We start from the raw sequence: 14598 nt of genomic DNA, 5'->3' as shown, positions 1-14598 counted from the left end.
GGTCGATGTAAGGGTTTCGTCATCACCGTCGAGGTACCCGGGCGGTCTCGCGTTCCGTTGGAATGGGTGGGCGGCGCAATGAGCGTCGACAGGCAACTCTCAGGAAGCGGGACGGATATGGGGCGGGTGCGGAAAACGCTGGGCAGGCGGTGGTTCGTCGGAGTGCTGGTTCTGGCCGTCGTCGCGGGCGGCTTCGGGCTGTACTGGTTCCAGCCGTGGAAGCTCTGGCAGGACAAGACGGTCGAGGAGGCTCTGCCCCAGGCCGCACGGAGCCCCGCCTCGCCCGCGGTGGCGCCTTCCCCGGCCGACGCGGCCGCCCCCGCGCCCGGACCGCAGACGCTGGCCGGCGGCGAGCTGATCAGCCATGAGCACACGACGTCGGGCTCGGTGAAACTCGTGCGTCTGGCGGACGGCTCCCACGTCGTACGCCTGGAGGATCTCGACACCAGCAACGGGCCGGACCTCCGGGTGTGGCTCACCGACGCGCCGGTGAAGGAGGGGCGGGCGGGATGGCACGTCTTCGACGACGGCGAGTACGTGAGCCTCGGCCGGCTCAAGGGCAACAAGGGAAGCCAGAACTACGTCGTGCCCGAGGATGTCGACCTGTCCCGCTACAGCAGCGTCACCCTCTGGTGCGACCGCTTCGACGTGTCGTTCGGTGCAGCTGAACTCGCCCGCGCCTGAGGGCGGTTCACGGGCGCAGGGTGAAGAGGCAGAACTCGTTGCCCTCGGGGTCGGCCAGGACGTCGTGGTCCTCGTGACGGGCCTGGACGCTCGCGCCGAGGGTCACGAGCCGGCCGATCTCGGTCTCCGGGTCGGCGGAGACGAGGTCCAGGTGCAGGCGGTTCTTGACGCGCTTGGGCTCCGGGACGAGCTGGCACCACAGGCGGGGGCCGCCGCCGCGGGGCTCGACGAGCACGGTCGGGTCGTCCTCCGGGTCGGCGATCCCCTGGGCGCGCAGCCTGGCGAGCTCGGCGTCGTCGTACGGGGCGACGGTGTAACCGTCGAGGGCGGCGGCCCAGAAGCGGGCCGTGGCGGCCGGGCGGGCACAGTCGATGACGATGTCGTGGAGTCGCGCCATCGGGCCATGGTGTGCGGGGGAGGGGGAGAGCGGCAATGCCGGGGCCCGGTCGGGTGGCCGTCCTGCTGAGACGGGCCTCCAGGCCCTGTCGTTTGGATCATCCGCTCGGGTCGGCCGGAAGGCACCGCACCTCTCGGGCGGCCTGATCCATACGACTGGGCCTGGCCTCCCCGCTCAGTCGGCTGCCGCGTGTCGCGTGACGAAGCCGATCAGTGCTGCTGCGGCCGCCAGCGCGGCGACGCTGGTCAGGGCGGTGGACAGGGAGAACCAGTCGGCCATGAACCCGATCGCGGGCGGCCCGAGCAGCATGCCGCCGTAGCCGAGCGTGGAGGCGGTCGCGACGCCGCTGGGGCCGGCGAGCGTACCGGCGCGTTCGACCGCGACCGGGAAGAGGTTGGCGAGGCCGAGTCCGGTGACGGCGAAGCCGATCAGCGCCGCCCACACGGAGGGGGTGAGGGAGCCGACCAGCATCCCGGCGGCCGCGGTGGCGCCGCCCGCGACCACGGTCCTGGTACGGCCCAGGCGTTCGAGCAGGACCGTCCCCGTCAGCCGCCCGATGGTCATGGCCAGGGCGAAGCACGAGTACCCCACGGCCGCGACCCCCGGTGAGGCGCCGAGGTCCTGTTCGAGGTGGAGGGCTCCCCAGTCGGCCAGGGCCCCTTCGCCGTATGCCGTGCACAGCGCGATCACCCCGAAGACGATCACGAGTCCTCGGGTGTGGCGGTCGAGGCGGCGCGCGGTGCCCTCGGCGGAGCCGTGCCGTGGGGCGTCGGGCGGCCGCGGTGGGTCGTGCCGCAGGAGAGCGGGTCCGGCAAGGGCGGTCACGATCAGCCCGATGACGGTCAGGCCGAGCAGGTGCCGCGTGGGGGAGAGGTGGCCGGCGACCAGTCCGCCCAGACCCGCACCGATCATGCCGCCCAGGCTGAAGGCCGCGTGGAAGCTTGGCATGATCGGCCGCCGGAGGGCGGCGACCAGGTGGATGGCGGCGCTGTTGAAGGCCACATTGATCCCGCCGTAGGCCGCTCCGAAGATCAGCAGGACGGCGCCGAGGGCCAGTGCGGAGTGGGTGAGCGGGGGGAGGGCGACGCTGAGGGAGAGCAGGACGGCGCATACGACGGTGACCTGGTGGCTGCCGTAGCGGCGACACAGGCGTCCGGTGAGCATCATCGTGATCACGGCGCCGGCGGAGACGCCGAGGAGGGCCAGGCCGAGGGTGCTGGCGGAGGCGCCGGTCTGGTGCTTGATGGCGGGGATGCGCACGACCCAGCCGGCGAAGATGAAGCCGTCGAGGGCGAAGAAGACGGTGAGGGCGATGCGGAGTCGGGTGAGTGCGCCGAGTGCGCTGTCCGGCACGGCGTTGTGCGAACGGAGTTTGTTTATGAGCGGCACAAAGTCAGGCTAGGTGACTCGTGTAGGCGGGGCAAGGAGCCCGACGAGTCCCTCGCCTCGTGCCGATCACCTCGTGCCGATCACCTCGTACCGGCTCGGCGTCAGTGAGGCGTCAGGCGCGCCCATGTGCCTCTTGCGTGCGTCGCGACACCGAGTCGATGACCACCGCGGCGAACAACACCCCGCCCGTGATCATGAACTGGACCGCGGTGGGGGTGTCCGTGATCGCCATGCCCGAGGCGATCGACTGGATGACCAGCATGCCGAGCACCGCGGACCAGGTCGTACCCCGTCCGCCGAACAGACTGGTGCCGCCGATGACGGCCGCCGCGATGGCGTTGAGCAACAGGACGCCCGAGCCGGAACTCTGGCTCACCGAGGTGATCCGCGAGGCCAGGAACAGGCCACCGATCGCGGCCATCGTGCCCGAGACGGCGAGCACCGCGGTCTGCACGCCCGTCACGTTGAGACTGGCGCGACGGGCGGCCTCGACACCGCCGCCGAGGGCGTAGACCTGACGGCCGTAGTGCGTGCGGCGGAGCAGGATGTCGAGTCCCGCCACCAGCACGAGGAAGATCAGCAGGGCCAGCGGCAGACCCTGGAAACGGTTGAGCAGATACGCCGCGGCGAACGCGATCACCGCGAGTGCTCCCGTGCGGACGACGATCGCCTGGAGCGAGCGGTGCGGCATGCCGACGGCCCTGCGGCGCAGCGCGTCCTGGTACGACACGAGGAAGACCGCGCCGGCGGCGACGGCCGCCAGCCCGTAGGCGACGGCGTCATGGGTGAAGTAGTAGTTCGTCAGCTTGGCGACGAGCCCGTTCTCGTCGAGGTTGATCGTGCCGCTGGTCCCGAGGATGTACAGCATCAGGCCGTTCCAGGTGAGCAGCCCCGCCAGCGTGACGACGAACGCCGGCACCCGCGTTCTGGCGAAGGAGAACCCCTGCACGGTTCCGGCCCCGGTGCCCGCGAGCACCGCGATGAGCAGGGCGAGCCACTCCGGCACGCCGTTGTTGACGTTCAGTACGGCGAAGACTGCCGCCGCGAGACCGCTGATCGAACCGACCGACAGATCGAGCTCGCCGAGCAGCAGCACGAAGACGATGCCCACCGCGATCAGACCCGTGCCCACGATGTCGACGCTGAGATTGGACAGGTTCCGGGGGGAGAGGAAGTTGTCGTTGAGGGACTGGAAGATGATCCAGACGGTGGCGAGGACCAGGACGACGGGGAGCGAGCCCAGTTCACCGGCGCGGACCTTGCGCCGGAACATGTCGACCGAGCTCTCCACAGCCCGGGCGACGGCGCGCTCGCGCTGCGGCCGGGGGGCCTCGGGGGGCTCGGTCCGTGCGGTGTCCGCCTTGCTGCGCATGCCTTTCACCACCCCGCCTCCCGGTGGGTCATCTGGCGGGGTACGTTCTCCGTCGCGCCGGTGACGGAGGCGATGATCTGTTCCTGGGACGCGGTGTTCACGTCGAAGAAGCCGTTGTTGCGGCCGAGCCGCAGTACGGCGGCGCGGTCCGCGAGAGCCTTGACGTCGCCCATGTTGTGGCTGATGAGGACGATGCCCATGCCGCGGTCGCGCAGCTCGTCGACGAGGTCCAGGACCTCGGTGGTCTGCTCGAATCCCAGGGCCGCGGTCGGTTCGTCCAGGAGGAGGACCCGCGGGTCGCCGAGCAGCGAGCGGGCTATGGCGACCGTCTGCCGCTGGCCGCTGGACAGTGAGACGACGGGGGCGCGCAGGTCGGGGACGCCTCTGGTCAGGCGATCCAGCAGGTGTCTGGAGCGGCGTTCCATCTCCATCTCGTCGAGGAACCCGAACCTGCGGATCTCCCGTCCGAGGAACAGGTTGCCGACGACGTCGAGGTTCCCGCAGAGCGCCAGGTCCTGGTAGACGGTGGCGATGCCGAGCTCCCGGGCGTCATGGGGGCGCCTGATCTGGACCGTCCGTCCCTCCCACTCGATGACGCCCTTGTCCGCCGGGATGACACCGGAGATCACCTTGACCAAGGTGGATTTGCCGGCCCCGTTGTCGCCCAGCAGGGCGACGACCTGGCCGGCGTGAATCTCCAGCTCGACATCGCTGAGCACCTCCACGACGCCGAATCGCTTGCACACGCCGCGCAGGGCCAGCAAGGGGGGAGCCGGCACGGGACACCATCTCCTTCCCGGGGCCCGACGGGGGCCGGACCTGGTCTCGGGGCATGGGCGCTCAGGTCAGCCCGGCGTCTTCGCAGGCGGCTCTGAGTCCGGGAGTGCAGATCTGCTCGATCGTGTACACGCCGTCCTTCACCACGGTGTCCTTGATGTTGTCGACGGTCACGGACACGGGGGTGAGCATGACGGCCGGAACCGCGTCGGCGCCGCGGGTGCTCACCTCGTCCGTGGCGAGGCGGTCCAGGCGCTCACCGCGTGCTGCGGCAACCGCCATGGTGGCGGCCGCGGAAGCCTCGGGTGCGAAGGGCTTGTAGACGGTCATGTACTGATCGCCGCGCAGGATGCGATGCAGGGCCCCGAGTTCGGCGTCCTGCCCGGTGACGGGCGGAAGCGGGTCGACCTTGTTCGACTTGAGGGCGGAGATGCTGCCGGCGGCGAGGCCGTCGTTGGCCGCGTAGACCCCGTCGATGTTGCCGACGCCGAGGGCGGCGATGGCGCCGGACATGTTCATGTGCGCGTTCTCCGGCCTCCACTGGAGCGTGTCGTACTCCTTGCCGATCTCCACCCGGCCCTCGAGCACGAACAGTGCGCCCTTCTTGAACGACACCGCGTTGGGGTCGCTGGGGTCGCCGTTCATCATCACGATCTGGTGGTCGCCCCCCTCGCCCATGGCCTTGAGCAGCGCCCGGCCCTGGAGTCTGCCGACCTCCTCACCGTCGAAGGAGACGTAACCCGAGATCGGGCCCTCGGCGAGGCGGTCGTAGGCGATGACCGGGATGTTTGCTTCGTTCGCGCTCCTGACCGCCGCGGCGAGGGACCTCGCGTCCACGGCCACGAGCACGATGGCGTCGACTCCCGCAGTGATCATCGAGTCCATCTGTTCCTGCTGGAGGGCCACGTCGCCCTTGGCGTTGGCGTGCTCGACCGCGCAGTCGCCGCACAGTTCCTTGATCTTCGTCTCGAGCAGGGGCCCGTCCTGCGTCTCCCAGCGAGCCGTGGTGGAGTCCGGCAGCAGCAGACCGATGGTCGGCGTGTCTCCCCCGCTGGATTCGCTCCCGTCGCCCGACGCGCTGCCGCCCGACGACCCGCAGGCCGCGAGGGCGACGGCCGTGCAGAGCACGGTCACGGCCATGGCCGCGTCCCGGGTGCGGGTCTTCATGTGAGAGACCTCCCTTGACCTTCGCCGTGCGTGGGGAGGGGGCGGTCACAGGGGTCCTGGCGGATCACGGTCGCCGACCTCACACGCGGCTGCTCGCGTGCTGCCGGGCAGAAGTCCGACCACGTCGTCAGTGTGACACCGGCTGAGGTGATCTGCGAACGGGGTGGGCCGGCCCGCGGTCGGGTCTGCCGAGGAAGGAAATCCGAGCCTGCCGCGGAAGGTAATAAACGTGCATCTGTCCTGATTGCACACCTATGCGATTCTGGTGTGAGGGTGCCCCTATATCTCCATATGTCGGCACCAGCGGCATGGACGGGAGGTAGGTAGCGGACATGCCTCATGACGGCCGTTCCTGGGCGGGGTTCCCCGAGCTGCGGGCATCCGAGGCCGGCGCCGCGGACATCGGTGCACCGCCTCCGGTGCCGGAGGTCGCCGCGATCGATCGGGTCCTCAGGTTCGCCGGAGCGGCGCTGGTGGCCGTCTACGTGCCCGGCGCGGGCGAAGAAGAGCTCCGGCTGACGGAAACGGTCGGCTGCGCCATCTCCGAGTACGGGCTGCCGGAGCGTCTGCCCGTCTCCGGTGGCTCACCCGCGGCCTACGCCTTCCGCACCGGCCGCCCCCTGTGGCTGAACCCCCCCGAACTCGCCTCCTATCCCGAGGGCGGCCCGATGCCGCCACGGGCGGAGCTGTCGCTCGGCGCGCTGCCGCTCGGGTCGGACGGCAGGCGGCTGGGCTGCCTCGTCGTCGTGGGCGCCGCCAGGACCGGCTTCGAGTCCGAGCACCGGCGCTTCCTCGAGCGGTACGCCGACGCGGTCGCCGGCCTGCTCCAGGCCGGCGACGGCCGACCCGCGCCGGCGTCGCTGCTCGGTCACGCCCTGCGGAGTCTGCGTGTCGGCTCCTTCGTCCTGGTGCCGAACACCGGCCTGGCCGAGGCCGACGACACCCTCCTCGAACTGGTCGGCATCACGCCCGACGACTTCGACGGCAAGGCGGACACCCTGCTCGCGCACGCCCTGCCCGAGGACATGCACGCGCTGATGTCGGTCCTGGAGCCGTCCATCCCGGCGTTCGGCCGACGGGAGCTGGAGTTCCGCGTCCGTCGCCCCACCGGTGAGATGCGCTGGCTGAACCTGAGCTGCCGGCTGGTCGCGGGCGCCGACGAACGGCCGGACCAGGTGCTGGGCGTGGTGACGGCGACGTCGGTACTGCGCCGCAGCGCCGACGACGTCTCCCGGATCCAGTGGCTGACCGCCGCCCTCGACGACGCCACAGAGGTCCGTGACGTCGGCCGCGTGGTCGTGGCCGCGCTGCGTGAACCGCTGGGTGCCGACCGGGTGGCCCTCGCCGAACTGCGGGACGACCGGCTCACCGTCACCATGCTCGACCCGCCGCAGCCCGCCGCCTGGCCGGAGACATGGCGCGCGCAGTGGCGCTCGGAGTGGCCGGACGCACCGGTCAGCGCCCTGCCCACCCTGCAGATGGCGCTGCGGGACGGACGTACGGACCTGTGGCCGGCCGGTACGGACTTCGAACCCGGACTCGCGGGCATCGGCACCGGAGGCCTGGCCGTCCTGCCGCTCCCGGCCAAGGGCCGGCCCGCCGGCGTGTGCCTGGTCGGCTGGGACAAGCCGCACGAGTTCGCGCCCGAGGAGCGCTCCCTGCTCACGGCCACCGCCGCCCTGGTCGGCCAGGCCCTCAAGCGCGCCCACGCACACGACGCCGAACAGGAGCTCGCCACGCTGCTGCAGCGCAGTCTGCTGCCCAGGCGCCTGCCCGAGCTGCCCGGCGGGACGGCCGTCGCGCGCTATCTGCCGGCCAGGCGGGGGCTGCAGGTGGGCGGCGACTGGTACGACGTGATCGCGCTCTCCGAGGACCGGGTGGCGCTGGTCATCGGAGACGTACAGGGGCACAGTGCCGGCGCCGCGACGATCATGGGCCAGATGCGTACCGCGGTCCGGGCGTACGCGGTGGAGGGCCACCCGCCCGACGTGGTCATGTCGCACGCCAATCGCCTCCTCGTCGGCATGGAGACCGATCTCTTCGCCACCTGCTGCTATGCCGAGCTGGACATGGACGGGGGCACCACCCTGTTCGTCCGGGCCGGTCACCTCGCGCCGCTGGTACGCCACCCCGACGGCCGGACCGAGGAGATCCAGGTCGAGGGCGGGCTCCCGCTCGGCGTTCTCGCGGAGGCGGAGTTCCCCATGACCTCGGTCGTCCTGGCCCCCGGAACGGTGCTCGCCCTGGTCACCGACGGCCTGGTGGAGTCCGCCGACCTGCCCTTGGACGAGGGGATGCGCCGCACCTCCGCCGCTCTCGCCGAGGCCGATCCGGCGGATCCTGGCCGGATGGCCGACGCCCTGCTGGGCGACGCGGGCCGCCGTGAGGACGACGTCGCTGTGTTGCTGCTGCGCTACGACGGGATGAAGATCCGGCCGACCAGGGCCGGTTGGGCGGTGTGGCGGCTGCCCGACGCCGTCATGCACGCCCGCCGCTTCACCGCGCGCACCCTGCGTCGGTGGAAGGTCGAGGAAGCGACCGATGCCGTGCTGCTCGTCGTGTCCGAACTGGTCACCAACGCCCTGGTGCACACCCAGGGCCCGGTCAGCGTCGATCTGACGCTCCGGGCCGGCCGGGTACGGGTCAGCGTGAGCGACTCCTCGCCACGTGCACCCGCCAAGCCCGTGATCGTGGACTGGGAGTCGACCGGTGGCCGAGGGCTGCTGCTGGTCGAGGCGATGTCCGAGTCCTTCGGCTCCGTGCCGGTGGCCGGCGGCAAGCAGGTGTGGAGCGAGATCGCCGTACCGCGGCGCGAGCCGGCTCCGGCGGACGCGGGGCCGCCGCCCGAACAAGGGGGTCTGCCATGAGGATCCTGCCGACCCGTGTTCGGCGCGCCATCGGGGTGCTCGTCGCGGGACTCCTGACGGTATCCCTGGCAGCAGCCTGCGGGGGAGGTGACGGGGGAGGCGCGGACAGCTTCACCGTCGGGCTGCTGCTCCCGAGCCGCGCGGTGCCCCGCTGGGAGCACTCCGACAAACCGCTGATCGAGGAGCGGCTGAAGGAACTGTGCCCCGACTGCACCATGCTGTACGCCAACGCCGAGAACGACGCGACGCGGCAGCGGCAACAGATGATCTCCATGATCACCAAGGGGGCCGGGGTACTGATCCTCGACGCCGCCGACACCAGGGCGCTGCGTTCCTCGATCCAGGAGGCCCGCAAGGCGAGCGTTCCGGTCATCGCCTACGACCGGCTCGCCGAAGGCCCGATCTCCGGCTTTGTCAGCTTCGACGGCGGACAGGTCGGCAGGCTCCAGGGCGAGGCGCTCCTGCACGCCATGGGCGACCAGGCGCGGGCCCGGAACGTCGTCATGATGAACGGTGATCCGGCCAGCTCCAACGCGGCGTGGTTCCGGCGCGGCGCGCTGTCCGTCCTCACGGGCAAGGTGCGGATCGGCAGGTCGTACGACACCCTGGACTGGAGCACGGACAAGGCCCACGCCCAGATGTCCGCTGCCATCGCGGCCCTGGGCCCGGAGCGGATCGGCGGTGTCCTGGCGGCCAACGACTCCATAGCCGCGGGCGTCATCTCCGCTCTCAAGAGCGCCGGCGTCCGGCCGCTGCCCCCGGTCACCGGTCAGGATGCCGACCTCGACGCGGTACGGCGCATCGTCAAGGGCGAGCAGTACATGACGGTGTACAAACCGTTCCGGGCGCAAGCCATCGCGGCCGCCGCCATGGCCGTCGCCCTGGGGCGTGGCGAGGACGTCCGTGACATCGCCAGGACCAGCACTGACAGCCACACCACCAAGCGCATCCCGTCCGTCCTGCTCACCCCGACGGCGGTCACGGTCGACAACATCGAGCAGACACTCGTCAATGACGGCGTGTACACCGTCGACCAGATCTGCGTCCCTGAGCTCCGGGCCGCCTGCGAGAAGGCGGGACTCCTCCGGTGAGCGGGCCCACGGCCGTGCGTCGACTGTTCGGGTGCCGTCCAAGGTGCGACGCTGGGACGAGAGGTATCCGCCGAGGGGACTCGGGAGGGCACGATGGGACGTGACGTGCCGGCCCTGGTGTTCACGCGGGAGGATCGCCGCCGCTACCGGGAGAAGATGCACACCTGCCTCGATGTGCTGGCGCAGATGCTGCGCGAGTCGACGTTCGAGAGCGAGCGCCCCCAGGTCGGGCTGGAGATCGAGCTCAATCTGGTGGACGCCGACGGGCTGCCGGTGATGCGCAACACCGACGTGCTGCGGGCGATCGCCGATCCCGCCTGGTCGAGCGAGCTGGGCCGCTTCAACCTGGAGATCAACATTCCGCCGCGGCAGCTGACGGCGGGTGGCCCCGGCGCCTGGGAGCAGGTGATCCGCGACGCGCTCAACCACGCCGAGGAACGCGCCTCGGCCGTGGGCGCGCACCTGATCATGATCGGCATCCTGCCGACCCTGGGGGAGGCGGACGTGGGCGAGGCGGCCCTGTCCGGCGATCCGCGCTACCGGCTGCTCAACGAGCAGATCTTCGCGGCCCGGGGCGAGGACCTGCGGATCACGGTGGACGGCGTGGAGCGCCTGTCGACGTACGCCGACACCATCACCCCCGAGGCCGCCTGCACCAGCACCCAGTTCCACCTCCAGGTCTCACCGAAGGAGTTCGCGGACTACTGGAACGCGGCCCAGGCTGTCGTGGGCGTACAGATCGCCCTGGCGGCGAACTCGCCCTTCCTGTTCGGCAAGGAGCTGTGGCGCGAGACCCGCATCCCCCTGTTCGAGCAGGCCACCGACACCCGCCCCCAGGAGATCAAGGCCCAGGGCGTACGGCCTCGGGTGTGGTTCGGAGAGCGGTGGATCACCAGCGTCTTCGACCTGTTCGAGGAGAACGTGCGCTACTACCCGGCGCTGCTGCCGCTGTGCGACGACGAGGACCCGCAGGAGATGCTCGACCACGGCGGCATTCCGCAACTGGGCGAACTGACCCTGCACAACGGCACGATCTACCGCTGGAACCGCCCCATCTATGCCGTCACCGGCAGCGGGCCGCATCTGCGCATCGAGAACCGGGTCCTGCCCGCCGGCCCCACGGTGGCCGACATCATCGCCAACGGCGCCTTCTACTACGGCCTGACCCGCGCCCTGGTCGACGAGGACCGGCCGGTCTGGACGCGGATGTCCTTCTCGGTCGCCGAGGAGAACCTCCACACCGCCGCCCGCGACGGCATCGACGCCCGCCTGTACTGGCCCGGCATGGGCGAAGTACCGGTCACGGAACTGGTGTTGCGGCGACTGCTGCCCCTGGCCCATCGGGGACTGGAACTGGCCGGCATCGACGCGGCGTGGCGCGAACCCCTGCTGGGCATCATCGAGCAGCGCTGCGTCACCGCCCGCAACGGCGCCCTGTGGCAGGCGGAGACGGTCCACCACCTGGAGAAGGGCGGCACCGCCGACCGGCGAGAGGCGCTGCGGCAGATGACCACGACGTACATGGACTACATGCACCTGAACGCGCCCGCGCACACGTGGCCCGTGGACTGACTCCGCGGCACTGCGACGCGGGTCAGTCGGTGCCGCGCCCCCTCCAGTCCCGCGCAGCCGTCAGCGGGACGGGAACGGGCGGCTGTGCCGAGGTCGTCAGCTCGATACGGCGCCCCTCGGCCGACGAGCGCAACAGGGCGCTCATCGTCTCCAGCACATGCAGGGCGAGGGCGCCGTTCGCGCGCGGCGCCCGCTGTGCGTCGGCGGCGACGAAGTCGAGCAGGCCGACGCCCCGTGCGCCGTCGACGTAGCCCGCCGAGGGCGGGAGCGTGCGCCACTGCGGGGCGCCGAGTTCGAAGAGCCGTACCTCACCGTCGAAGCGGTTCGGATCCGGGACCGCGAGGGTGCCCGCGTCGCCGTGGACCTCGATCGGCGCCGCTGTCGTGGCCACGCCGTCGAAGCTCGTCGTGATCGTCGTCAGCGTCCCGCCCCTGTGTTCGAGGACGCCGGATACATGGGTGTCCACCTCGACCGGTATCCGCTCGCCCGCACGCGGCCCGGAACCGATGACGCGCTCGCCGCGCAGCCGCCCGCCCGCCCCGATCACGGCACGCACCGGACCGAGCAGGTGGATCAAGGACGCGAGATAGTACGGGCCCATGTCCAGCAGCGGGCCACCGCCGGCGGTGTAGTAGAAGTCGGGGTGGGGATGCCAGCGTTCGTGCCCGGGCGTGACCATCACCGCCGAGGCGAACTGGGGACGTCCGATGCGCCCCGCCTCCACGGCCGCCCGAGCCGTCTGGATGCCGGTGCCCAGGACGGTGTCCGGCGCGCATCCCACGCCGGCCCCTGCCTTCGCCGCGGCCTCCATCACGGCGTGCGCGTCGGCGAAGTCGGCGGCCAGCGGCTTCTCGCCGTAGACGTTCTTGCCGTGGCCGATGGCGCCGAGGGCGATCTCCGCGTGGGCCGCGGGGACGGTGAGGTTCAGCACCGTGTCCACGTCGGGGCTGCTCAGCAACTCCTCGACGGCCAGCGCCCGGACGCCGGGCAGTTCGGCGGCGACCGCGGCCGACCGGGAGGCGTCGAGGTCGGCGACCGCGGTGACGCGCACGCGGGGATGTCCGACGAGCGTGTCCAGGTAGGCGCGGGAGATGACTCCGAGCCCTACGACGCCGATGCGGTGCGCGTCGCCCACAGCATGCCCCTCTCGATGATGGTGCGCACGCTGGGGTCCGCCAGGACGTCCAGGCTGTGCCCCGGTGTCGCCACCACGACGCGCCCGGCACCCCATCGGCGGGTCCAGACCGCCGGTGACGTCACCGGCCGGTGCCAGGGCTGCCACGGCCGGACGGGATGGGTGGTGGTGGCCAGCACGTCGATCAGGTCGTCGTGAAGCACCCAGTACTGCTCGGTGTGCAGCTCGAAGTCCTCGATGCCCGCCGTGATCGGGTGCTCGCGGCCCAGCTCCGTGATGTTGACGACGTGCGGCAGGTAGTTGTCCTCCTGGACCCCCTGGCGTTCACACGGCTCCTTGCCCGGGTGGGTCGCGAACTGCCCTCCCACCAGGTGGAGATAGTCGGAGGAGGCGCGGAACGAGTCGGCGATGCCGCCGTGCCAGCCGGTGAAGCCGGTGCCGGCCACGACCGCCGCGCTCAGTCCCGCCAGCTGCTCGGCGGTGATCTGCGACATCGTGACGCACTGCACGACGAGATCGGTGTCGGCCATCTCGGCGCTGTCGGCGTAGACGTCGGTCGACTCCTCGACCCGGACGGCGTATCCGCTGCCGCGCAGGAAGGGCAGGAACAGCTCGGTGGCCTCGACCGGCCGATGCCCCTCCCATCCGCCTCGCACCACCAGGGCGTTCTTCCGCGTCATCTCGTTGAATCACCGTTCCCGTGGCCGACCCGTAGAACCGCTCCCTCACTATGCGCCGGGCGCCCCGCGCCCAGGAAGGGGCGCAGAGATCACGAAAGTTTCGCCTTGGCGCCGACCGTCCAACAGGCCGCGGTGAAGCGGACTTCCGAGCCCTGCACATACGGTTCGAACGCGGCGCGCACCGTTTCGACGACCCTTGCGCGGGTCTGCTCGTCCGCCTCGGGCAGCACCTGACCGACGGGGCCGAGCCGGGTGAAGTAACCGACCAGCTCCCGCTCGGGCAGCGTGCAGGTCACGTCGATCGGCCGGATGTCGATCCCGGACCACCCGCTCTCCTCCAGGATGCGGTGGACCCGGTCCGAGTCCGCGAACGCGAACTGTCCCGGCCCGTCCCACCGGCGCGCGGGGAGGTTCGGCAGGATCGGTGCCGCGGCGCGCTCGGCGGTCGTCATGAACGGATTCTCCGCGGGGCTTCGCCAGCTGATGAACCGGAGCCCGGCCTCGTCCCGGGCGGCGCGCCGAAGGTTCGCGAAGGCCTGGACCGGGTCGTTGAAGAACATGACGCCGAAGCGCGAGATGACGAGGTCGAAGGCGGCGGGTTCGAAGTCGTGCTCCTGTGCGTCGGCGCGGATGAAGGACACCGGCGTGCCCTCCCGCTCGGCGCGCGCCCGGGCGGCGGCGATCATCGGTTCGGAAATGTCGACGCCGACGCAGTGACCCGCCGGACCGAGCCGTCGCGCGACGGCCACCGTGGTGCCGCCGGTGCCGCAGCCGACATCGAGTACGTGTTCCGCGTGCTCGGCGGCCACCGCTTCGACGAGAAGATCTTCGAACGGCCTGAGCACCTCGTCCAACACCGCCTGTGTCTCGACCCAGGCGTGTCCACCGGGCCCCCTCCAGCGGGCCGCCTGCTCGTCGTCACTCCTGCGCTCCATGCCCATGATCGTCTCCTGTGCTTGTGTTCCTCGGGCCTTGATGACAGCGTGCTACTTCAAGTCGACTTGAGGTCAAGCGGATGACACACCTGGACATCGCCGAGGTGGCGCAGCGCGCGGGGGTACCCGCTTCGACGCTGCGGTACTACGAGGAAAAGGGGCTGATCGCCTGCGCCGGCAGGCGGGGCCTGCGCCGTCAGTACGATCCCGGCGTGCTGGAGCGCCTGGCGCTGATCGCGATGGGCCGAACCGCCGGCTTCTCGCTCGACGAGATCGCGCACATGTTCGCTCCGGACGGGCAGCCGCGCATCGACCGGGAGATGCTCTCGACCAAGGCGGAGGAGCTGGACCGAAGGATCCGCGAACTGGGCGTCCTGCGGGACTCCCTGCGCCACGCCGCGGCCTGCCCGGCGCCGAGCCACATGGAATGCCCCACCTTCCGCCGCCTCCTCGCGGCCGCCGCGGCCGGCGCTGTCGCGGCGCCGAGGAAGCGGGCTCCGGGGCCGCCGTGAAACCTCAGGTGGGGGAGGGG

13 protein-coding genes are annotated in these 14598 nt (G+C 71.0%); 5 read left to right on the top strand and 8 right to left on the bottom strand.

Annotated features, from left to right (window positions below):
• The first annotated feature begins 117 nt into the window (after positions 1–117).
• Entirely contained in the window at positions 118–684 is a 567-nt protein-coding gene (locus PBV52_RS03690; protein WP_274236812.1) for a DM13 domain-containing protein, read from the top strand.
• Between the two features lie 7 nt (positions 685–691).
• On the opposite strand, the gene PBV52_RS03685 is transcribed toward PBV52_RS03690, so the two are convergent.
• The 5 genes from PBV52_RS03685 to PBV52_RS03665 form a co-directional block, all read right to left on the bottom strand.
• Positions 692–1081, bottom strand: coding sequence for a VOC family protein (locus tag PBV52_RS03685; RefSeq protein WP_274236811.1), 390 nt, complete (start codon positions 1079–1081; stop codon positions 692–694).
• Positions 1082–1255: 174 nt separating this feature from the next.
• Positions 1256–2470 (bottom strand): MFS transporter, encoded by a 1215-nt coding sequence (locus PBV52_RS03680; RefSeq protein ID WP_274236810.1) that lies wholly within the window; start codon positions 2468–2470, stop codon positions 1256–1258.
• Between the two features lie 112 nt (positions 2471–2582).
• Positions 2583–3842, bottom strand: coding sequence for a sugar ABC transporter permease (locus PBV52_RS03675; protein WP_373921822.1), 1260 nt, complete (start codon positions 3840–3842; stop codon positions 2583–2585).
• 5 nt (positions 3843–3847) lie between these two features.
• Positions 3848–4621 carry an ATP-binding cassette domain-containing protein gene (locus tag PBV52_RS03670; RefSeq protein ID WP_274236809.1) on the bottom strand — a complete coding sequence of 258 codons (774 nt, stop codon included), beginning with the start codon at positions 4619–4621 and terminating at the stop codon, positions 3848–3850.
• Positions 4622–4682: 61 nt separating this feature from the next.
• The gene (locus tag PBV52_RS03665) at positions 4683–5786 is read right to left on the bottom strand and encodes a substrate-binding domain-containing protein (protein ID WP_274236808.1); all 1104 of its coding nucleotides are present in this window, start codon (positions 5784–5786) and stop codon (positions 4683–4685) included.
• A gap of 332 nt (positions 5787–6118) precedes the next feature.
• On the opposite strand from PBV52_RS03665, the gene PBV52_RS03660 reads away from it, so the two are divergent.
• From PBV52_RS03660 to PBV52_RS03650, 3 genes are all read left to right on the top strand, one after another.
• The gene (locus PBV52_RS03660; protein WP_274236807.1) at positions 6119–8653 is read left to right on the top strand and encodes a SpoIIE family protein phosphatase; all 2535 of its coding nucleotides are present in this window, start codon (positions 6119–6121) and stop codon (positions 8651–8653) included.
• On the top strand, positions 8650–9744 hold the full coding sequence (locus PBV52_RS03655; RefSeq protein ID WP_274236806.1) for a sugar ABC transporter substrate-binding protein: 1095 nt from the start codon (positions 8650–8652) through the stop codon (positions 9742–9744). Before PBV52_RS03660 ends, PBV52_RS03655 begins: the two co-directional genes overlap by 4 nt.
• A gap of 93 nt (positions 9745–9837) precedes the next feature.
• A complete protein-coding gene (locus tag PBV52_RS03650; protein ID WP_274236805.1) occupies positions 9838–11316 on the top strand; it encodes a glutamate-cysteine ligase family protein in 1479 nt (492 codons plus the stop codon).
• A 22-nt stretch (positions 11317–11338) separates the two neighbouring features.
• Here the strand turns inward: PBV52_RS03650 and PBV52_RS03645 are convergent, their stop codons facing one another.
• The 3 genes from PBV52_RS03645 to PBV52_RS03635 all read right to left on the bottom strand — a co-directional run bounded on the left by PBV52_RS03645 (position 11339) and on the right by PBV52_RS03635 (position 14066).
• A complete protein-coding gene (locus PBV52_RS03645) occupies positions 11339–12451 on the bottom strand; it encodes a Gfo/Idh/MocA family protein (protein WP_274236804.1) in 1113 nt (370 codons plus the stop codon).
• Positions 12421–13131, bottom strand: coding sequence for a ThuA domain-containing protein (locus PBV52_RS03640; RefSeq protein WP_274236803.1), 711 nt, complete (start codon positions 13129–13131; stop codon positions 12421–12423). Before PBV52_RS03640 ends, PBV52_RS03645 begins: the two co-directional genes overlap by 31 nt.
• An 89-nt stretch (positions 13132–13220) precedes the next feature.
• Positions 13221–14066, bottom strand: coding sequence for a methyltransferase domain-containing protein (locus PBV52_RS03635; protein WP_306801419.1), 846 nt, complete (start codon positions 14064–14066; stop codon positions 13221–13223).
• Between the two features lie 80 nt (positions 14067–14146).
• On the opposite strand from PBV52_RS03635, the gene PBV52_RS03630 reads away from it, so the two are divergent.
• Positions 14147–14578, top strand: coding sequence for a helix-turn-helix domain-containing protein (locus PBV52_RS03630; RefSeq protein ID WP_274236801.1), 432 nt, complete (start codon positions 14147–14149; stop codon positions 14576–14578).
• The last annotated feature ends 20 nt before the right edge of the window (positions 14579–14598 follow it).

It is taken from the genome of Streptomyces sp. T12 (assembly GCF_028736035.1).
Taxonomy (GTDB): Bacteria; Actinomycetota; Actinomycetes; order Streptomycetales; family Streptomycetaceae; genus Streptomyces.
Note: the sequence above shows the minus strand (reverse complement) of the source record. Positions and strands in the feature narration are given on the sequence as shown.